This is a genomic window from Streptomyces sp. NPDC026672 (genome assembly GCF_040638185.1).
GTDB lineage: Bacteria > Actinomycetota > Actinomycetes > Streptomycetales > Streptomycetaceae > Streptomyces.
Genome location: NZ_JBEZXS010000025.1, coordinates 116,347 through 136,253, shown reverse-complemented (window position 1 = coordinate 136,253; position 19,907 = coordinate 116,347). Strand labels below are relative to the sequence as shown.

General features: G+C 71.6%; 15 protein-coding genes and 1 rRNA gene. 9 read left to right on the top strand and 7 right to left on the bottom strand.

Annotated features, from left to right (window positions below; genetic code table 11):
- Positions 1-87, top strand: a 5S ribosomal RNA gene (rrf, locus tag AB0F77_RS27130); the annotation flags it as partial.
- Positions 88-200: 113 nt separating this feature from the next.
- Here the strand turns inward: rrf and AB0F77_RS27125 are convergent.
- From AB0F77_RS27125 to AB0F77_RS27105, 5 genes are read right to left on the bottom strand one after another with little or no spacing between them, the layout of a single operon-like run.
- A complete protein-coding gene (locus AB0F77_RS27125; RefSeq protein ID WP_361953940.1) occupies positions 201-1,511 on the bottom strand; it encodes a DUF58 domain-containing protein in 1,311 nt (436 codons plus the stop codon).
- Positions 1,511-2,500 (bottom strand): MoxR family ATPase, encoded by a 990-nt coding sequence (locus tag AB0F77_RS27120; protein ID WP_361953937.1) that lies wholly within the window; start codon positions 2,498-2,500, stop codon positions 1,511-1,513. Before AB0F77_RS27120 ends, AB0F77_RS27125 begins: the two co-directional genes overlap by 1 nt.
- On the bottom strand, positions 2,500-3,696 hold the full coding sequence (locus AB0F77_RS27115; RefSeq protein WP_361953934.1) for a DUF4350 domain-containing protein: 1,197 nt from the start codon (positions 3,694-3,696) through the stop codon (positions 2,500-2,502). Before AB0F77_RS27115 ends, AB0F77_RS27120 begins: the two co-directional genes overlap by 1 nt.
- Positions 3,693-4,478, bottom strand: a complete 786-nt coding sequence (locus AB0F77_RS27110; protein ID WP_361953931.1) for a DUF4129 domain-containing protein — start codon at positions 4,476-4,478, stop codon at positions 3,693-3,695. The genes AB0F77_RS27115 and AB0F77_RS27110 overlap by 4 nt, the downstream gene beginning before the upstream one ends.
- 4 nt (positions 4,479-4,482) lie before the next feature.
- Positions 4,483-5,820 (bottom strand): hypothetical protein, encoded by a 1,338-nt coding sequence (locus tag AB0F77_RS27105; protein ID WP_361953928.1) that lies wholly within the window; start codon positions 5,818-5,820, stop codon positions 4,483-4,485.
- A gap of 140 nt (positions 5,821-5,960) precedes the next feature.
- Here AB0F77_RS27105 and mtnA point away from each other — a divergent pair, with 140 nt between their 5' ends.
- The 7 genes from mtnA (at position 5,961) to AB0F77_RS27070 (ending at position 14,899) form a co-directional block, all read left to right on the top strand.
- Complete coding sequence (mtnA, locus tag AB0F77_RS27100; RefSeq protein ID WP_361953925.1) at positions 5,961-7,103, top strand: S-methyl-5-thioribose-1-phosphate isomerase; 1,143 nt, start codon at positions 5,961-5,963, stop codon at positions 7,101-7,103.
- A gap of 149 nt (positions 7,104-7,252) precedes the next feature.
- A complete protein-coding gene (gene mtrA, locus AB0F77_RS27095; protein WP_187283109.1) occupies positions 7,253-7,942 on the top strand; it encodes a two-component system response regulator MtrA in 690 nt (229 codons plus the stop codon).
- A gap of 1 nt (position 7,943) precedes the next feature.
- Positions 7,944-10,076, top strand: coding sequence for an MtrAB system histidine kinase MtrB (gene mtrB, locus AB0F77_RS27090; protein WP_361953921.1), 2,133 nt, complete (start codon positions 7,944-7,946; stop codon positions 10,074-10,076).
- Positions 10,066-11,898: an LpqB family beta-propeller domain-containing protein gene (locus tag AB0F77_RS27085; protein WP_361953918.1), complete on the top strand. Its 1,833-nt coding sequence runs from the start codon at positions 10,066-10,068 to the stop codon at positions 11,896-11,898. The genes mtrB and AB0F77_RS27085 overlap by 11 nt, the downstream gene beginning before the upstream one ends.
- Before the next feature lie 191 nt (positions 11,899-12,089).
- A complete protein-coding gene (locus AB0F77_RS27080; RefSeq protein ID WP_361953915.1) occupies positions 12,090-12,938 on the top strand; it encodes a ComF family protein in 849 nt (282 codons plus the stop codon).
- Positions 12,939-13,252: 314 nt separating this feature from the next.
- Complete coding sequence (gene raiA, locus AB0F77_RS27075) at positions 13,253-13,945, top strand: ribosome-associated translation inhibitor RaiA (RefSeq protein ID WP_361953912.1); 693 nt, start codon at positions 13,253-13,255, stop codon at positions 13,943-13,945.
- Positions 13,946-14,152: 207 nt separating this feature from the next.
- Positions 14,153-14,899 carry a response regulator transcription factor gene (locus tag AB0F77_RS27070; protein ID WP_361953909.1) on the top strand — a complete coding sequence of 249 codons (747 nt, stop codon included), beginning with the start codon at positions 14,153-14,155 and terminating at the stop codon, positions 14,897-14,899.
- Positions 14,900-14,902: 3 nt separating this feature from the next.
- On the opposite strand, the gene AB0F77_RS27065 is transcribed toward AB0F77_RS27070, so the two are convergent.
- Entirely contained in the window at positions 14,903-16,090 is a 1,188-nt protein-coding gene (locus tag AB0F77_RS27065) for a crosslink repair DNA glycosylase YcaQ family protein (protein WP_361953906.1), read from the bottom strand.
- An 80-nt stretch (positions 16,091-16,170) separates the two neighbouring features.
- Positions 16,171-16,752, bottom strand: coding sequence for a GNAT family N-acetyltransferase (locus AB0F77_RS27060; RefSeq protein ID WP_361953903.1), 582 nt, complete (start codon positions 16,750-16,752; stop codon positions 16,171-16,173).
- A 333-nt stretch (positions 16,753-17,085) separates the two neighbouring features.
- On the opposite strand from AB0F77_RS27060, the gene secA reads away from it, so the two are divergent.
- The gene (secA, locus tag AB0F77_RS27055; RefSeq protein ID WP_361953901.1) at positions 17,086-19,902 is read left to right on the top strand and encodes a preprotein translocase subunit SecA; all 2,817 of its coding nucleotides are present in this window, start codon (positions 17,086-17,088) and stop codon (positions 19,900-19,902) included.
- Positions 19,903-19,907: the final 5 nt, after the last annotated feature.

Genomic DNA, 19,907 nt, shown 5'->3' with positions numbered 1-19,907 from the left:
GGTTACATTCCGAACCCGGAAGCTAAGCCTTACAGCGCCGATGGTACTGCAGGGGGGACCCTGTGGGAGAGTAGGACACCGCCGAACAAATTGTGGGAAAACCCCCGTGCCTAGGGCACGGGGGTTTTCTGCGTTTAGGGCCCACTAATTCAGGCCCAGCAATTCAGGGGCTGCCCAATGAATGACAGCCCCCGTCTCAATTACAACCGGCCCGCCGCCTTCAGAGCCAGGTACGCGTCCGCCAGCGCCGGCGCGAGACCCTCGGGCGTCGCGTCCACGACCGTGACCCTGTGCCGACGAAGCTGTTCCGCCGTTCGCTCGCGCTCGGTCTGGGACTGGGCCGCTGCCGCCGCCTCGTACACCGCGTCGACGTTGCCGCGTGCGGTCGCCATCCGGGCGATGTGCGGATCGGCCACGGAGGCGAGGAGAACCGTATGGCGCTTGGTGAGTTGGGCGAGCACGGGAAGCAGGCCCTCCTCGATCGGCGCGGCGTCGAGAGTCGTCAACAGGACGACCAGGGAGCGACGAGGCGCCGTACGCACCACGGTGGCCGTCAGGCCGCGGGCGTCCGTCTCGACCAGCTCGGGATCCAGCGTGGCCATCGCGTTGACGAGCGCCGGCAGGACGTCCCGTGCGGCACGGCCCTGGACCAGGGCGCGTACCCGCCGGTCGTAGGCCAGGAGGTCCACACGGTCCCCTGCGCGGGACGCGAGGGTCGCGAGGAGCAGGGCCGCGTCCATGGAGGCGTCCAGGCGGGGTGCGTCGCCGACGCGGCCGGCCGACGTGCGGCCGGTGTCCAGGACCACGAGGATGTGCCGGTCTCGCTCCGGGCGCCAGGTGCGCACCGCCACGGCGGTCTGGCGGGCGGTGGCTCGCCAGTCGATGGAACGCGTGTCGTCGCCCGGAACGTATTCGCGCAGGCTGTCGAACTCGGTGCCCTCGCCTCGGGTCAGCACACTGGTGCGGCCGTCGAGTTCACGCAGACGAGCGAGTTTCGACGGGAGATGCTTGCGGCTGGTGAACGGGGGCAGAACCCGTACTGACCAGGGCACTTTGTGGGTGCCCTGGCGGCTGAAGAGACCGAGGGGACCGTAGGAACGGACGGTGACGCGGTCGGCCTGGCGGTCGCCCCGGCGGGTGGGGCGGAGGCGGGTCGTCACACGGCGGCGTTCGCCCGGCGGCACGGTGAGGCGGTGTCGGGAGGCCGAGATCTCCGTGCCGGGCTGCCAGCTGCTGGGCGGCCAGGCGTCACGGAGTGCGGCACGGAGGAGACGGCGGGACGGGTTGGTGACGGTGAGGGTGATGTCGGCGGTGTCGCCGAGGCGCACGGAGGTGTCTCCGGAGCGGGCCAGGACCAGGCGTCGCACGGGTGCCGCGAGTGCGAAGTCGCAGGCACAGGCCACGGCCAGCGGGACGTTGACCGCGAGGATGCCGGTCCAGCCGGGCTCCCAGATACCGACGGGGATCGAGCCGAGGGCCGCGAGGAGGGCGGCGCGTCCGGTGAGGGCCATCAGCGAGGGACCGGGACGTGGGCGAGGATCGCGTTGATGACGGAGTCCGCCGTCACGCCCTCCATCTCGGCCTCGGGGCGCAGCTGCACGCGGTGGCGGAGCGTAGGCAGGGCGAGAGCCTTCACGTCGTCCGGGATCACGTAGTCGCGGCCGGTCAGCCAGGCCCAGGCGCGTGCGGTGGCCAGGAGGGCGGTGGCGCCGCGCGGGGAGACGCCCAGGGTGAGGGAGGGCGACTCGCGGGTGGCGCGGCAGATGTCGACGACGTACGCGGTGATCTCCGGTGAGACGGCCGTCTTGGCGACCGCGGCACGGGCCGCTTCGAGATCGGCGGCGCCCGCGGCGGGTCGGATGCCCGCGGCACGCAGGTCGCGCGGGTTGAAGCCCTCGGCGTGGCGGGTGAGGACGTCGATCTCGTCCTCCCGGGAGGGCAGGGGGATCGTCAGCTTGAGGAGGAAGCGGTCGAGCTGGGCTTCGGGCAGGGGATAGGTGCCCTCGTACTCGACCGGGTTCTGGGTGGCGGCGACGAGGAACGGCTCGGGGAGGGGACGAGGCGTTCCGTCGACGGTGACCTGGCGTTCCTCCATCGCTTCGAGGAGGGAGGACTGGGTCTTCGGCGGGGTGCGGTTGATCTCGTCGGCGAGGAGCAGGTTGGTGAACACCGGGCCGGGCTGGAAGGAGAACTCGGCGCTGCGGGTGTCGTAGACGAGGGAGCCCGTCACGTCGCCCGGCATGAGGTCCGGGGTGAACTGGACACGCTTGGTGTCCAGTTCGAGCGCGGACGCGAGGGCGCGGACGAGCAGGGTCTTCGCGACGCCGGGGACGCCCTCCAGGAGGACGTGTCCGCGGCACAGGAGGGCGACGACGAGGCCGGTCACGGCGGGGTCCTGGCCGACCACGGCTTTGGCGATCTCGGCGCGCAGGGCCTCCAGGGAGGCGCGGGCGTTGCCCGGGTCCCCGGCGTTCCCGGCGTTGTCAGTGGTCGGGTCCATCATGGACGGCGTACCTCTCTTTCGAGGGCGTCGAGTTGATCGGTGAGTGCGACGAGGGCCGCGTCGTCGCCGGGCGGCGGTCCGAAGAGGAGGGGGTGCAGGGTCTGTCCGTCGCGGTCGAGATGGGCGGACAGGGCGGGGAGCAGGGCCTCGGGCGCGTGTGCCTGGGAGACGGGGACGCCCACGAGTGGGGCGAGGCGGGTGCGGGTGGTGGAGCGCAGGGCGGCGGCCGCGCGGTCGCGGGCGTTGGTCTTGCGGTAGAGGCGGGCGCGGCCCTCGGTGGTTTCCGAGGCGCGGATCGCGACGGGGAGTCGTTCGGGCACGAGCGGGCCCAGGCGGCGTGCTCGCCAGAGGGCGGCGACGGCCGCCGCGACGAAGAGCTGAAGGGTGCCCCACAGCCAGCCGGAGGGGATCAGGTCGAACAAGCCCTTCTGGCCGCCGTCGTCGGGGACGGAGGTGTCGGAGAGCGAGGGGAGGTACCAGACCAGATGAGGACGCGAGCCGAGGAGCTGGAGGGCGAGCGAGGCGTTGCCCTGCTCGTCGAGGCGATTGTTGCGGAGGATGTCGGGGGAGCCGAGGACGACGGTGTCACCGCGCCCGGATGCGGCGGGGACGCGTACGAGGGTGGCCAGGCGCTCGCTCGGGTAGCAGGTGTCCGCGTCCAGGCTGCTGGCGGTGTAGCGGATGCCGCCGGTGTCGGCGCGGCCGGCGCGTCGGGCCGCGGGCAGGTCGCAGGCGGGGGAGAGCGTGGAGCTGTAGCTGGTGGCGGGGTCGGCGGTGACGCCGGGGGCGAGCCGTTCGACGGACCAGCTGCCGGGGGCGACGAGGACGGTGCGCCCGCCGGACCTGGCGGTCGCGGCGTGCAGTTCGGACTGCTGGCCGTGCGTCAGCAGGTCGGGGACGGCCACCAGGACGGTGGTGTCGGGGCCGGCGGCGGCCCGGACCTCGGCCAGGGTGGTGACCACGCGTGTGGACACGCCGCGTTCGTCGAGGAGTTCGGCGACGGCGCGGCTGCCCCAGGGGTCGACGGAGCGCGGGTCCAGCGATCCGTGCCGGGAGTCGGAGCGGACGACGGCGATGACGACGGCCCCCACCAGCAGGATCACGAGAGCGAGCAGAAGGCCCCGCGCGCGGGTCCACACCTGGCGGACGGTGGGCGAGACCGAGGTGGAGGGGAGGGCGGTCCCGATGCTCATCCGGCGGCCCCCTGGCGTGTGTGGTCCGTCGTGCTGTGGCTGCTGGTGGTGGTGAGGACGGGCTTGGCGCGTTCGAGGTCGCGGTCGAGCTCGGCCATGCGGTGGTACGACTCCTCGCTGGCCCCGCGTCCGCCGTACGTGACGTCGTCGAACTCCCGGGCGGCGTCGCGCAGTCGGTCCGTGTGCGAGGGCAGGGTGCGGCCGGCCTCGGCGGCGGCCTCGTCGGCGGTGCGGCCGGGGCGGACGTCGAGCAGGGCGCGCTCCTCCAGGGCGCGGACGACGGCCCGCATGCGTTCCTGGACGGCCTGGTTCCAGTGGCCCTGGGCGGCGTGCGCCTCGGCGGCCGCGCGGTGTTCGGCGGCGCTGCGGGGGCGCTCGTCGAACAGGGCCGGCATGGACACCGCCCGGCGGCGCGGGCTGCCCAGGCGCCACCACAGGGCGGCGACGACGGCGACGACCGCCAGCACCACGACGACCAGGCCGATCGTTCCTCCGGGGGTCGCGGACGCGGCGGCGCTGAGCATCCGGTCGAGCCAGTCCCAGAAGGCGTTCAGGGCGCGCTGGACCAGGCTGGGATCGTTCTCGTGGTACATCCGCTTGGACAGCTCGCGCCGTGCCGCCTCCCGCGCGGGGTCGCGCGGGACGGTGACCGGCGGTTCGTCCCCGGAGCGCGCCAGGGACAGTACGGCCGAGTCGCCCGCGCGCAGCAGGCCGCGCACCGCCGGGCCGAGGGCGCCCGGCAGGGCCGGCGCCGTGGTGAGGACTCCCCCCGCCGGGCTCACTGCATCAGCTCCCCGGGGTGGGGCCGGTGCCGTAGCCCTGGACGCCGGCAGCGCGGGCCAGTTCGAGGTCGAGGGCCTCGCGGCGGATGCGCTGGTCGATGTAGAGGAGCACACCGACGCCCGCGGTGATCGGGAAGGTGATCGTGGAGCCGATCACCGAGCCGATGCCGCTGATGATGAGGAACGTCCAGCCGACGTTGCCGGTCCCGCTGAGGAACCCGGCGAAGCCGTCGCCGCTGAGCGCGGTCGCGAGCACGGCGAACGGAAGGACGACGATCGACGCGACGATGTTCGCGATCAGTCCGGCGAGCAGCTGGATGCCGAAGACGCGCCACCAGGAGCCGCGGACGAGCTTGGTGGAGCGGCTCATGGACTTGAGGACGCTCTGCCGTTCCAGCATCAGCGCGGGCGAGGCCAGCGAGAAGCGGACCATCAGCCAGATGACGACGACGAGGGCGGCCAGGATGCCGACGACGGCGAGTCCCGCGATGGCCGCGCCGGGACCGCCCGCGACTGCCACGACGATCGCGGGCAGCGCGCCGACCAGCAGGATGCCGGCCGCGATGAGCGGCAGCAGCAGGATCAGACCGAACAGCTTGAGGACCTGGGGACGGGACTCGCGCCACGCCTCGCCTATGGTGACCGGCCTGCCGAGCACGGCACGGCTCGTCACGGTGGTGAGCAGGGCCGTCGCGATGATGGTGCCGATCGAGGTGATCAGGAGGACGGCGACGGAGCCGGCCATGGCCTCGCCCATGACCCGGGCGACCTCGCTGAACGAGGCGCTGGGGTCGTCCGTGACGGCGGTGGTCTCCAGGTCGTTCAGGACGAGGCCCTGGAAGAGGATGGTGACGATCTCCGTGACGACCGCGACGGTCAGCGAGACGCCCAGGACCGTGCGCCAGTAGGTGCGCATGGTGGAGACCGCGCCGTCGAGGATCTCGCCCACGCCGAGAGGGCGGAGCGGGATCACACCGGGCTTGGCCGCCGGCGGGGGCCCGCCCCAGCCGCCGCCCCAGCCCCCGTAACCGCCGGGACCGCCCGGGCCGCCGCCGTATCCACCGCCGCCGTACCCGCCGGGGCCTCCGGGGCGCTGGCCGCCCCAGCCTGGACCGGGCGGCGGGGGCGGTGGTGCCTGGCCCGGGGGCGGGGTGCCCGCGGGCGCGGACCACTGGCCGGGTGGCGGCTGCTGCTGGGACCACTGCGAGCCGGGATCGCGCGGATCCGCGCCCGGCTGTTCGGGGCCGGGACGATCGGCCGGCTCGGCGGGTCCGGACGCACCGGGGTCCTGCCCGTCGGACGGGGCGGATCCGGGCGAGGCCCAGCCCGGAGTGTCTGTCATCGAAGCTCCTTCGCAGTGCCCGTCCGCGGTCGCGGCGGCAGGTTGGCAGCCATCGTGTCATGGGGTGGTGACCAGGGGACCGGCCGCGGTGTGCGCTGCACACCTTCAATTGTCCGACGGATAGGGGGCAGACTGACCGCATGGCTGATCAGCACGCGCGACCCGGCGAGGACATACGGCCCACCGAGACACCCGCGATCCGCTGGGAGGAACCGCCCGAGGGCCCCGTCGTGGTCCTCCTCGACCAGACCAGACTGCCGGCCGAGGAAGTCGAGCTGGTGTGCACGGACGCGTCGGCGCTGGTCGAGGCGATCCGGTCGCTCGCCGTGCGCGGGGCTCCGCTGCTGGGCATCGCGGGGGCGTACGGCGTCGCGCTCGCCGCGGCCCGGGGCTTCGACGTGGACGAGGCTGCGAAGGCGCTCCGGACCGCGCGGCCCACGGCGGTGAACCTCTCCCTCGGCGTGCGCACGGCGGAGGCGGCGTACCGGGCCGCGTTCAGCGGGGGCGCACGGCCCGAGGAGGCGGCCGCGGCGGCGCTGGAGGCCGCGCGGACGCTGCACCGGGAGGACGCCGAGGCCAGCGCCCGCATGGCCGAGCACGGGCTCGCCCTGCTCGACGAGCTGCTGCCCGGCGGAGGACACCGCATCCTCACCCACTGCAACACCGGGGCGCTGGTGTCCGGCGGGGAGGGCACGGCGTTCGCGGTGGCGCTCAGGGCGCACCGGGTCGGGCGGCTGCGGCGGCTGTGGGTCGACGAGACGCGTCCGCTGCTGCAGGGCGCCCGGCTGACGGCGTACGAGGCGGCGCGCAGCGGCATGTCGTACACGCTGCTCACCGACAACGCGGCGGGGTCGTTGTTCGCGGCCGGTGAGGTGGACGCCGTACTGGTCGGGGCGGACCGCATCGCGGCCGACGGCTCGGTGGCGAACAAGGTGGGGAGCTATCCGCTCGCCGTGCTCGCGCGCTACCACCATGTGCCGTTCGTCGTGGTGGCGCCGATGACGACGGTGGACATGGACAGCCCGGACGGGGCGTCGATCGAGGTCGAGCAGCGTCCCGGGTTCGAGGTGACCGAGATCGCCGCGCCGCAGGGGCCCGTCACGGGAGCCGGGGGCGGCCTTCCGGTGGCGCCGCTGGGGACACAGGCGTACAACCCGGCGTTCGACGTGACCCCGCCCGAGCTGGTGACGGCGATCGTCACCGAGCAGGGTGTGGTGTCCCCGGTGACGGCGGAGGGTCTGGCGGAATTGCACTCCCGCGCGGGGCGGACGACCGCCGGCTGAGGCCGCGATTCCGGCCCCGGACGGAGGGTTTCCCGGAACCCGTTCCGGGCCGGAGGCGGACGCGGGCAGACAGTGACCGGCCAGTACGACTATCGTCACAGGCCGGTGAGCCTGCTCACCTGGGCCTCCTTCACCGTTACGAGAATGGGATGATGTCGTTTATGAAGGGACGAGTCCTTGTCGTCGACGACGACACCGCACTGGCCGAGATGCTCGGCATCGTGCTGCGTGGTGAAGGTTTCGAGCCGTCTTTCGTAGCCGACGGCGACAAGGCGCTGGCCGCTTTCCGGGAGGCCAAGCCCGATCTGGTGCTGCTCGACCTGATGCTGCCCGGCCGGGACGGCATCGAGGTGTGCCGGCTGATCCGCGCCGAGTCCGGTGTGCCGATCGTGATGCTCACGGCCAAGAGCGACACCGTCGACGTCGTCGTGGGCCTCGAATCGGGCGCCGACGACTACATCGTGAAGCCGTTCAAGCCGAAGGAGCTGGTCGCCCGCATCCGCGCGCGCCTGCGCAGGTCGGAGGAGCCCGCGCCGGAGCAGCTCGCCATCGGTGACCTCGTCATCGACGTGGCCGGCCACTCCGTGAAGCGGGACGGCCAGTCCATCGCGCTGACGCCGCTGGAGTTCGACCTGCTGGTCGCGCTGGCCCGCAAGCCCTGGCAGGTGTTCACCCGCGAGGTGCTCCTGGAACAGGTCTGGGGCTACCGGCACGCCGCCGACACCCGCCTGGTGAACGTGCACGTGCAGCGGCTGCGGTCCAAGGTCGAGAAGGACCCGGAGCGGCCGGAGATCGTGGTGACCGTCCGGGGTGTCGGTTACAAGGCCGGACCGAGCTGACGTGTCCGAGGACAGTGCCGCTTCGTCTTCCGGCCCGTCCGGGGCCCGGCCGGGGCGGTCTGTCGGCCGGGCGGGCTCGCGCTGGGGGCGCCTCCTGGAGGGCGGGCTGCTCCAGGGCGGGGTCCAGGGCAGCCCGGTGCTCCGGCTGTTCGTGCGCTGGGTGCGCCGTCCGCTGCTGCCGGTCATGCGGCTGTGGCGGCGCAACATCCAGCTCAAGGTCGTCGTCACGACACTCCTGATGTCGCTGGGCGTCGTCCTGCTGCTCGGATTCGTCGTGATCGGACAGGTGCGCAACGGACTGCTGGACGCCAAGGTGAAGGCGTCGCAGAGCCAGGCCACCGGCGGGTTCTCGGTCGCCAAGCAGAAGGCCGACGAGGCCGCGGGCGGCACCACGGGCGACGACCTCACGACGGTCGACGGACGGCAGTCGCAGAGCGTCATCCAGTGGATGAGCGACCTCGTCGAGTCGCTCTCGAGCGGTGGCCAGGGCGCTTTCGACGTGGTGACGCTCCCGGCCGGCGACGACAGCGGCGGTGGACGCAGCCCGCGCGGCTCCGGGTACGTCGACCCGTCCACCAGCGTGCCCGCGGACCTGCGCGCGCGGATCAACGGCAGCACCACGGCCGCCCAGAGCTACACCCGGATCGTCTACAGCAACGGCAAGGACTCACAGCCCGCGCTGGTCATCGGCAAGCAGGTCAACGACCCGAACGGCGATCCCTACGAGCTGTACTACCTCTTCCCGCTCACCCAGGAGGAGAAGTCCCTCAGCCTGGTCAAGGGCACGCTCGCGACCGCCGGGCTGTTCGTCGTCGTCCTCCTCGGGGCCATCGCGTGGCTCGTGGTGCGGCAGGTCGTGACGCCCGTGCGGATGGCGGCCGGGATCGCCGAGCGGCTGTCCGCCGGCCGGCTCCAGGAGCGGATGAAGGTCACCGGCGAGGACGACATCGCGCGCCTCGGCGAGGCGTTCAACAAGATGGCGCAGAACCTCCAGCTGAAGATCCAGCAGCTGGAGGACCTGTCCCGCATGCAGCGGCGGTTCGTCTCCGACGTGTCGCACGAGCTGCGCACCCCGCTGACGACCGTGCGCATGGCCGCCGACGTCATCCACGAGGCCCGCGAGGACTTCGATCCGGTGACCGCGCGCTCCGCGGAACTGCTCGCCGACCAGCTGGACCGGTTCGAGTCGCTGCTCGCCGACCTGCTGGAGATCAGCCGCTTCGACGCGGGCGCGGCGGCCCTGGAGGCCGAGCCGATAGACCTGCGCGAGGTCGTGCGGCGCGTGGTCAGCGGGGCCGAGCCGCTCGCCGAGCGCAAGGGCACGCACATACGCGTGTTCGGCGACCAGCAGCCCGTCGTCGCCGAGGCGGACGCCCGGCGCGTGGAGCGGGTGCTGCGCAACCTGGTGGTCAACGCCGTGGAGCACGGCGAGGGCAGGGACGTCGTCGTCAAGCTCGCCGCGGCGGGCGGGGCGGTCGCCGTCGCGGTGCGGGACTACGGCGTCGGGCTCAAGCCCGGCGAGGCGACCCGGGTCTTCAGCCGGTTCTGGCGCGCCGACCCGGCCCGCGCGCGGACCACGGGCGGTACGGGCCTCGGGCTGTCCATCGCCCTGGAGGACGCCCGGCTGCACGGCGGCTGGCTGCAGGCGTGGGGCGAGCCGGGCGGAGGTTCGCAGTTCCGGCTGACGCTGCCGCGCACCGCGGACGAGACGCTGCGGGGATCACCGATACCGCTGGAGCCGAAGGACTCGCGGCGCAACCGGGGGGCCGAAGCTTCGGGGCTCCCGCGTGTGGGTGACGACAAGCGCGCCACCGTTCCGGCGCAGCCGGGCAGCGGTCAGGTGCCGTTGCCGCCGCGCGCGCCGCTCGCGCAGAGCCTGGCCTCCGTGTCGCCCGCCGCCGACCCGACCGCGCTGCCGGGCAACGGCGCGCGGGTGGTGCCCCGGCCCGCGCAGGGCGGCCGGCGCCCGGACGACGCACCGGCCGTCGACACGGCGAGGACAACCGACAAGGTGAAGGCGCACGACACGGCACGGTCCGAGGACGCGGCCCGCGCGGGTGATCCGGACCGGGATCAGGCGGCGGCCGTGCCGGCGGAGTCGCACAAGCCAGGGGAGGCATTCCGTGGGCGCTGAGCGCGAGGGGGGCGTGTGGCGTCCGCCGGTGCGCGCGGTGGCGTACGCCGTCTGCGGGATGGTCCTGCTGGCCGGGTGTGCCTCGATGCCCGACAGCGGCGACCTGCGCGACGTGGAGTCCACACCGCGCCAGGACACGCAGGTGCGGGTGTTCGCCATGCCGCCGAGCCAGGACGCGCAGGCCGCCGAGATCGTGCAGGGCTTCCTGGAGGCGCTGACCAGTGACGATCCCGACTACGGCACGGCGCGCAAGTATCTGACCCCGGCCGCCGCGCGCGCATGGCAGCCCGAGCAGTCGGCCACGGTGCTCGCCAACGGGCCGAGCACCGAGCCCGACCGCCAGTCGAACGACGGTGACACCGGCGCCGACGTCACCTACCGGCTCACCGGGTCGCGCGTCGCCCTCGTGGACAAGGAGCGGGCGTACGCGCCGGCCGAGGGGCTGTACGACAGGAGCCTGCACCTCGTGCGGAATCCCAAGAGCGGGCAGTGGCGCATCGACTCCCTGCCCCAGGGCGTCGTCATGGGCAAGTCGGACTTCCAGCGCAACTACGCGTCCGTCAACAAGTACTACTTCGCCTCGAACACCTCGGTCGGGGCGAGCGGGCAGCCGCTGACCGTCGCCGATCCCGTCTTCGTGCGCAAGCGCGTGGACCCGATGACGCAGATGGTGCGCTCGCTGCTCAACGGGCCGACGAAATGGCTGGGGCCCGTCGTCAGGTCGAGCTTCCCCACCGGTACGGCGCTCAAGCAGGGCGTCACCGCGCTCACGCCCGACGACCAGAACAGGCTGACGGTCCCGCTGAACGACGCGGCGTCCCGCGTCGGCGCGAGCAAGTGCGCCGAGATGGCGACCCAGGTGCTGCTCACGCTCCAGGGCCTGACGCCCACGGTCGACACGGTCGAACTCCAGGGCGCCGACGGCCGCGCCCTGTGCGACCTCAGCGAACAGCGGGCCGAGTCCGTCGTCTGGCAGGGCGCCGCCAACCGGCCCGACTACCTCTACTTCCTCGACGACAAGAAGCGGCTGGTACGGATCGCGGGCACCAGCACGAGCACCAGCGCCGTCCCGGTGCCGGGCGCGCTCGGCGACGGCGCCAAGCAGTTCCAGTCGGTGGCGGTCTCGCACGACGAGCACACCGCGGCCGGTGTCGCCGCCGATGGCAGGTCGCTGTACGTGGCGTCGCTGGCGGCGGGCGGTTCGCTCGGCGAGCCGCTGGTGACCAGCCACGGCCTGGCCGAGGGCGACCGGCTGACGACCCCGACCTGGGACGCGCGCGGCGACCTGTGGGTGGCCGACCGCGACCCGAAGGCCCCCCGGCTGCTCGTGCTGGAGAAGGGCACGGGCAAGCCGCTGGTCGTGCCCACGCCGCAGCTGCCAGGGCGCATCAAGGACGTGCGGGTGGCCGCCGACGGTGTGCGGATGGCGCTCGTCGTGGAGAAGGACGGCAAGCAGTCCCTGCTGATCGGGCGGATCGAGCGGGACGACAGGCCGGGCAGCGGCCCGGCGGTCTTCGAGCTGCGCTCCGCCGCGCCCGAGCTGGAGCAGATCACCGCCATGTCGTGGGCCGGGGACAGCCGGCTCGTGGTGGTCGGCCGCGAGCAGGGCGGCGTGCAGCAGATCCGGTACGTCCAGGTCGACGGCTCCACACCGGAGGGCCCGGCGCCCGCCGCGCTCACGGGGGTCAAGGCGGTCGCCGCGTCGGAGGACGAGCAGGTGCCCCTGGTCGCGTACTCGGAGGACGGGATCGTGCGGATGCCGTCCGGCGCGCAGTGGCAGAAGGTGTTCAAGGACGGGTCGGCGCCGGTCTATCCGGGCTGACGACGCGGCCGGGCGCTGACGGGCGTGCATCCGCACGGCCGAGCGGCACACCCGCACGGTCGGGCGCTGCACCGGAACGGCCCGTCGGCGCACCCGCACGGGTGAGGGCCGTTACGGCCTCTCCCACGTTGTCCACAGGCGGTTTTCCCCAGGGGTGGCCGGGTGGGCCGGGTGTTGGCACAGTGGTGGGCATGCGGGGGTGGTGGCAGGACCTCACCGACCTGGTGCTGCCGGCCGAGTGCGGAGGCTGTGGGACGCCTCGCACGGTGCTCTGTCCTGGGTGCCGTGCCGCCCTGAACGGGGCCGCGCCGAGCCGGGTGCGACCGGTGCCGGAGCCGTGCGGACTGCCGCCGGTGCACGCGGCGGCTCCCTACACGGACGAGGTGCGCGCTGTGCTCCTCGCCCACAAGGAACGCGGTGCGCTGCCCCTCGCGCGGCCCCTGGGCACGGCGCTTGCAGCAGTGGTGCGGGCGGCCCTCCACGAACGTCAGGCGGCCCGGGAGGGGATTTCGGCGGGGCGTGGCGAGCCGCCCGTGGTGCTGGTGCCCGTGCCCTCCGCCGCCTGGGCCGTCCGGTCGAGGGGACACGATCCGGTACGGCGCATGGCGCTCGCGGCGGCCGGCGAACTGCGGCGGACCGGGATGTCCGCGAGGGTGGCCGGCGTGCTGCGGCAGCGGCGAGCGGTCGCCGACCAGTCGGGGCTCGACTCCCGGCAGCGGCTGGCCAACGTCCGCGGCGCGCTGGAGGTGGTGGCGGGCGGTACGCGACTGCTCGCCGGGAGCCGGGTCGTCCTGGTCGACGACCTGATGACGACCGGTGCCTCACTGACGGAGGCGGCACGAGCGGTATGGGCCGTACGGCCTGTGTACGCGCGCGCAACTCGGGAAGGAAGGGGAGAACGGACGGCGGGGCCGAGGAAGGAGACGCACGGACGGGTACTCGGTGAACCCGGAATCACGGAAGTGAACGCGGTGGTCCGAAGCGTCCGAGCCGCAGTGATCGCGGCGCCGCCGGATTCCTTCGAAATGAATCGGAACTGACCGCGAACTTACAACGTCGCAGGTGGTGGGAGGTTCAATTCACTTGAACGGAGGTACGCGGCAGTAGAGGGTGACGACATCCGTCCGAGCGAGATATGTTCTGTTGTGAGGGAAAGCCGCAGGCCATACCCCTCATAACCGAATGCTGCGCCGCGTGTATTAAGCATTCACTCGCGGCGGCGGGGTGGAGATCTCGCCCGTGGGGGAGGAGGAGGTGGAAGTCACCGAGTCCGAGGTTCCGGCGCCGACCGGAACTTGGTGCACAAGGGAGATGCTCCGCCTGGAAGCGGAGTGACCCCGGAACGGAGTTCTGCGTGGACATCGTCGTCAAGGGCCGCAAGACCGAGGTGCCCGAGCGGTTCCGCAAGCACGTGGCCGAGAAGCTGAAGCTGGAGAAGATCCAGAAGCTCGATGGCAAGGTGATCAGCCTCGACGTCGAGGTGTCCAAGGAGCCCAACCCCCGGCAGGCCGACCGTTGCGACCGAGTGGAGATCACGCTCCGCTCCCGCGGTCCGGTGATCCGGGCGGAGGCAGCGGCGAGTGACCCGTACGCGGCACTCGACCTGGCGGCGGAGAAGCTGGACGCCCGGCTGCGCAAGCAGCACGACAAGCGCTTCTCGCGACGCGGCGCACGCCGGATCTCGGCGGCGGAGGTTCCCGACCACGTGCCGGACGCAGCGACGCTCAACGGGAACGGCCACCCCGTCCGGGAGGAAGAGACGGACGGCGTGCCCACCAAGAAGATCGGCTCGCTGGAGGTGAAGGGCGAAGGCCCGCTCGTCGTTCGCGAGAAGACCCACGTCGCTTCCCCGATGAGCCTCGATCAGGCGCTCTACGAGATGGAACTGGTCGGACACGACTTCTATCTGTTCGTCGACTCCGAGACCAAGGAACCCAGTGTCGTCTACCGGCGGCACGCGTACGACTACGGCGTCATCCACCTCAGCACCGACCCGATGGTGACCCAGGCCCAACCGCCCGCGGCAGGCGGCACGCTGGGCGGCTGAGCCGGCCGACCGGCCACAGCTGAGCCGGTGCCCCTGGAGCGCCCGTGCGCCCCCAGGGGCACCGGTGTGCGACCACTTCGCGTCCCGCATGTCACCGCAGTGCCGCCCGAGCATGGAATCATGGCCGCACCGGCCCAACCGGTGGGCCGCTGCCTTGGGTTGGCGATGGCACAGGACCACAGGCCACAGCCTTCAGGGGGAGGAACGATGGCGGACAGCTTCGGACCGATGCGGGACGCGGATGCCGACGGCGACCTCGGCGGCGTGGGCCAGGACGCGGGCACCTCGCGCAAGGAGCCGATCAGAGTCCTCGTCGTCGACGACCACGCCCTGTTCCGCCGGGGACTGGAGATCGTGCTCGCCGCCGAGGAGGACATCCAGGTCGTGGGGGAGGCCGGCGACGGCGCCGAGGCCGTCGACAAGGCCGCCGACCTGCTGCCCGACATCGTGCTGATGGACGTGCGGATGCCCAAGCGCGGAGGGATCGAGGCGTGCACCTCCATCAAGGAGGTCGCCCCCAGCGCGAAGATCATCATGCTCACGATAAGCGACGAAGAAGCCGATCTCTACGACGCGATCAAGGCGGGCGCCACCGGTTATCTCCTCAAGGAGATTTCCACGGACGAGGTGGCCACCGCGATTCGCGCGGTGGCCGACGGGCAGTCGCAGATCAGTCCGTCCATGGCGTCGAAACTCCTCACCGAGTTCAAGTCGATGATCCAGCGCACGGACGAGCGCCGGCTGGTGCCGGCGCCGCGGCTCACCGACCGTGAACTCGAAGTGCTCAAGCTCGTCGCCACCGGAATGAACAACCGGGACATCGCCAAGGAGTTGTTCATCTCCGAGAACACCGTGAAGAACCATGTGCGCAACATCCTGGAGAAGCTCCAGCTGCACTCCAGGATGGAAGCGGTGGTCTATGCGATGCGGGAGAAGATCCTCGAGATCAGGTGACGGTCAGGCCAGAAGGACGGCGAGTTCCCGGGTGAGGGGCTCGCGGAGCTCCGGCGCGTCCACGCGTTCCACGCGGACGTCCGTGCAGTCCACCCAGCTCGCCGCCTCGACCAGTGCCTGCGCCACCGCCGGGACCGCCTTCGCGCCGTCCAGGGTGACCTGCCGGGCCACCAGCGTGCGGCCCTCGCGCCCGGGGTCGACGCGGCCGACCAGACGGCCGCCGGCCAGCACCGGCATCGCGAAGTAGCCGTACACCCGCTTCGGCCTGGGGACGTACGCCTCCAGACGGTGGGTGAAGCCGAAGATCCGCTCCGTGCGGGCCCGTTCCCAGATCAGGGAGTCGAACGGCGACAGCAGTGTGGTGCGGTGGCGGCCGCGCGGCACGGTCGCCAGGGCCTCGGGATCGGCCCAGGCCGGCTTGGACCAGCCCTCCACCGTGACCGGGACCAGACCCGAGTCCGCGATCACCGCGTCGACCTGCTCGCCCTTGAGGCGGTGGTAGTCGGCGATGTCCGCGCGTGTGCCCACCCCGAGGGACTGGCCCGCGAGCCTCACCAGGCGGCGCAGGCACTCGGCGTCGTCCAGGTCGTCGTGCAGCAGCGCGTCCGGGATCGCGCGTTCGGCCAGGTCGTACACCCGCTTCCAGCCGCGGCGCTCCACGCACACCACCTCGCCGTACATCAGCGCGCGCTCGACGGCGACCTTCGAGCCGGACCAGTCCCACCACTCGCTGGTGCGCTTGGCGCCGCCCAGTTCGGTGGCCGTGAGCGGGCCCTCGGCCCTGAGCTGCTTGACGACCTGGTCGTACGTGCCGTCGGGGAGCTCGTGGTGCCAGTGCGGTCGGGCGCGGTAGGCGCGGCGGCGGAACGCGAAGTGGGGCCACTCCTCGACGGGGAGGATGCACGCGGCGTGCGACCAGTACTCGAAGGAGTGCGGTTCGCCGTCTGACGTGGTGTTCCAGTAGGCGTCCTCCACCGTCCTGCGGCCGACCGCGCCCAGGCGCGCGTAGGGGATCAACTCGTGGGAGCGGGCGAGGACGGAGATGGTGTCGAGCTGGACCGCGCCGAGGTGGCGCAGGACACCACGGACGCCTGCGCGGCGGTCGGGGGAGCCGAGGAAGCCCTGTGCCCGCAGGGCGATGCGGCGGGCCTCGTCCGCGGAGAGGGCTGCGGTGGGGCGCGGGGTCGTCATGACTGAGCACGATAGGCGCCCGCACTGACAACGCGGCGCGACCTGGGGATTCTCGGCCACCGGTCCGCGGTCGGAGCGGGTCAGTGCCCCGGCTCGCGGGCCGGCAGATACGGCGCGGCCGAGGGCAGGCCCAGGTCCGAGGGAAGCAGGGAGCCGATCCAGCAGTCCCGGCGCACCCCCTTGTTGTTCACCGCGGAGCGCAGGGTGCCCTCGATGGTGAAGCCCGCGCGTTCGGCCACCGCGCGGGAGGGGCGGTTGCCGACCTCCGCGCGCCACTCCAGGCGGTCGATGGAGAGCTGGGTGAAGGCCCAGCGGGCGGAGGCGAGGGTGGCCTCGGTGACGTAGCCGTTGCCGCGGTGCTCCTTGGTGGCCCAGAAACCGACTTCGCCCACCCCGAGGGCGCGCATGGTGACGGCGAGCATGCCGACCAGGTCGCCGCCGGGCAGGAAGAGGCCGAAGGTGAACATCGAATTGTTCGTCCAGCCGTCGGGCACGACCTGCTCGGTGAAGCTCTCGGCGTGCTCGCGCAGGTAGGGCGAGGGGAACTGGGAGATCCAGCGCTGGAGGTCGGGGTCCTGCGCGGCGGCGTGCACGGCGTCCGCGTCCTGCGGGCCGGGACTGCGCAGGAGCAGCCGCCGGGTGGTCAGTGTGACGGGTTCCATCGGCCGATTCTGCTCGGGCACCGGCACGGACGCCATCCTTTTGCGGGGCGTGCCTCGCGGTCCGGTCCGCGCGGGCCTTTCCGCGCGCTGTGTGAGCGCGTGATCACATTTCGCGTAATTCCGCACGGCGCCGCGGCACCATCCGCGCTTCCCGGACGTTGTCCTCTGTGAAGCCCCGGAGAATGGGTGGAGCGGCGGTGAAATCGGCGGTCCGAAGTCGCCGGACCGCCGGGCCTCCCGGCACGGCCGGGTCCTCGCATACGATGGCCGTTGCTCAGTACGTCAAATGGAAACCGACCGTCCCAGGCCCGACCGGCAAGGAGACCAGCCCCCGTGTCCGTCCTCTCGAAGATCATGCGTGCAGGCGAAGGCAAAATCCTGCGCAAGCTGCACCGCATCGCGGACCAGGTCAACTCCATCGAAGAGGATTTCGTCGACCTCTCCGACGCCGAGCTGCGGGCCCTCACCGATGAGTACAAGCAGCGGTACGCCGACGGCGAGAGCCTCGACGACCTGCTCCCCGAGGCGTTCGCCACCGTGCGCGAGGCCGCCAAGCGCGTCCTCGGCCAGCGGCACTACGACGTGCAGATGATGGGCGGCGCGGCCCTCCACCTGGGGTACGTGGCCGAGATGAAGACCGGTGAGGGCAAGACGCTCGTCGGCACGCTGCCCGCGTATCTCAACGCCCTCTCCGGCGACGGCGTGCACCTCATCACGGTCAACGACTACCTGGCCGAGCGCGACTCCGAGATGATGGGCCGCGTCCACAAGTTCCTGGGCCTGACCGTCGGCTGCATCCTCGCCAACATGACGCCGGCCCAGCGCCGCGAGCAGTACGAGTGCGACATCACGTACGGCACGAACAACGAGTTCGGCTTCGACTACCTGCGCGACAACATGGCGTGGGCCAAGGACGAACTCGTCCAGCGCGGCCACAACTTCGCCATCGTCGACGAGGTCGACTCCATCCTGGTCGACGAGGCCCGTACGCCGCTGATCATCTCCGGTCCCGCCGACCAGGCCACCAAGTGGTACGGCGACTTCGCCAAGCTGGTCACGCGCCTCAAGCGAGGTGAGGCGGGCAACCCGCTCAAGTCCCTCGAGGAGACCGGCGACTACGACGTCGACGAGAAGAAGCGCACGGTCGCCATCCACGAGAACGGCGTCTCCAAGGTCGAGGACTGGCTGGGCATCGACAACCTCTACGAGTCGGTGAACACCCCTCTCGTGGGTTATCTGAACAACGCCATCAAGGCCAAGGAACTGTTCAAGAAGGACAAGGACTACGTCGTCATCGACGGCGAGGTCATGATCGTCGACGAGCACACCGGCCGTATCCTCGCCGGCCGCCGCTACAACGAGGGCATGCACCAGGCGATCGAGGCGAAGGAAGGGGTGGACATCAAGGACGAGAACCAGACGCTCGCCACGATCACGCTCCAGAACTTCTTCCGCCTCTACACGAAGCTCTCCGGCATGACCGGTACGGCGATGACCGAGGCCGCCGAGTTCCACCAGATCTACAAGCTCGGCGTCGTCCCGATCCCGACCAACAAGCCGATGATCCGCAAGGACCAGTCGGACCTGATCTACCGCACCGAGGTCGCCAAGTTCGAGGCGGTCGTCGACGACATCGCCGAGAAGCACGAGAAGGGCCAGCCGATCCTGGTCGGCACCACCTCGGTCGAGAAGTCCGAGTACCTCTCGCAGCAGCTCAGCAAGCGCGGCATCCAGCACGAGGTGCTGAACGCCAAGCAGCACGAGCGTGAGGCGTCGATCGTCGCCCAGGCCGGCCGCAAGGGCGCGGTCACGGTCGCGACGAACATGGCCGGCCGTGGTACGGACATCAAGCTCGGCGGCAACCCTGAGGACCTCGCGGAGGCGGAGCTGCGGCAGCGCGGCCTCGACCCCGAGGAGCACATCGAGGAGTGGGCCGCCGCGCTGCCCGCCGCCCTGGAGCGGGCCGAGCAGGCCGTCAAGGCGGAGAAGGACGAGGTCGAGGAGAACGGCGGCCTCTACGTCCTGGGCACCGAGCGGCACGAGTCGCGGCGTATCGACAACCAGCTGCGCGGTCGTTCCGGCCGTCAGGGCGACCCGGGAGAGTCCCGCTTCTACCTGTCGCTGGGCGACGACCTGATGCGGCTGTTCAAGGCCCAGATGGTCGAGCGCGTGATGTCCATGGCGAACGTGCCGGACGACGTGCCGATCGAGAACAAGATGGTCACCCGCGCGATCGCGTCCGCGCAGTCGCAGGTCGAGCAGCAGAACTTCGAGACCCGCAAGAACGTCCTGAAGTACGACGAGGTGCTCAACCGCCAGCGCGAGGTCATCTACGGCGAGCGGCGCCGGGTCCTGGAGGGCGAGGACCTCCAGGAGCAGGTGCAGCACTTCATGAACGACACGATCGACGCGTACGTGGGCGCGGAGACCGCCGAGGGCTTCGCCGAGGACTGGGACCTGGACCGGCTGTGGGGCGCGTTCAAGCAGCTCTACCCGGTGAAGGTCGACATCGACGAGCTGGAGGAGGCGGCCGGCGACCGGGCCGGTCTGACCGCCGAGTTCATCGCCGAGTCCATCAAGGACGACATCCAGGAGCAGTACGAGGAGCGTGAGACGCAGCTCGGCTCCGAGATCATGCGTGAGCTGGAGCGCCGGGTCGTGCTGTCGGTCCTCGACCGCAAGTGGCGCGAGCACCTCTACGAGATGGACTACCTCCAGGAGGGCATCGGCCTGCGCGCGATGGCGCAGAAGGACCCGCTGGTCGAGTACCAGCGCGAGGGCTTCGACATGTTCACCGCCATGATGGACGGCATCAAGGAGGAGTCCGTCGGCTATCTGTTCAACCTGGAGGTCCAGGTCGAGCAGCAGGTCGAGGAGGTCCCGGTCGAGGACGCCCAGCCGGTGGCGGAGGGCGTCCAGGACGCGGTGCCGGCCCAGGCGGGCTCGCGTCCGGAGATCCGCGCCAAGGGGCTGGACGCTCCGCAGCGACGGGGCCTGCACTTCTCCGCCGCGACCGTGGATGGCGAGGGCGGCATCGTCGAGGGCGACTTCACCTACGACGACGAGGAGCCGGTGCGCTCCGAGGCGGACGGCCTCACGCGCGCGGAGCGCCGCAAGCAGGCGAAGGGCGGCCGTCGCCGTCGCAAGTGACGTCG

Coding starts and splice junctions, on each gene's coding strand:
- AB0F77_RS27115 (WP_361953934.1), bottom strand. CDS start 3,696: ATGAGCATCGGGACCGCCCTCCCCTCCACCTCGGTCTCGCCCACCGTC.
- AB0F77_RS27120 (WP_361953937.1), bottom strand. CDS start 2,500: ATGGACCCGACCACTGACAACGCCGGGAACGCCGGGGACCCGGGCAAC.
- AB0F77_RS27065 (WP_361953906.1), bottom strand. CDS start 16,090: ATGACGACCCCGCGCCCCACCGCAGCCCTCTCCGCGGACGAGGCCCGC.
- mtnA (WP_361953925.1), top strand. CDS start 5,961: ATGGCTGATCAGCACGCGCGACCCGGCGAGGACATACGGCCCACCGAG.
- mtrA (WP_187283109.1), top strand. CDS start 7,253: ATGATGTCGTTTATGAAGGGACGAGTCCTTGTCGTCGACGACGACACC.
- AB0F77_RS27105 (WP_361953928.1), bottom strand. CDS start 5,820: ATGACAGACACTCCGGGCTGGGCCTCGCCCGGATCCGCCCCGTCCGAC.
- AB0F77_RS27060 (WP_361953903.1), bottom strand. CDS start 16,752: ATGGAACCCGTCACACTGACCACCCGGCGGCTGCTCCTGCGCAGTCCC.
- AB0F77_RS27070 (WP_361953909.1), top strand. CDS start 14,153: ATGGCGGACAGCTTCGGACCGATGCGGGACGCGGATGCCGACGGCGAC.
- AB0F77_RS27125 (WP_361953940.1), bottom strand. CDS start 1,511: ATGGCCCTCACCGGACGCGCCGCCCTCCTCGCGGCCCTCGGCTCGATC.
- AB0F77_RS27080 (WP_361953915.1), top strand. CDS start 12,090: ATGCGGGGGTGGTGGCAGGACCTCACCGACCTGGTGCTGCCGGCCGAG.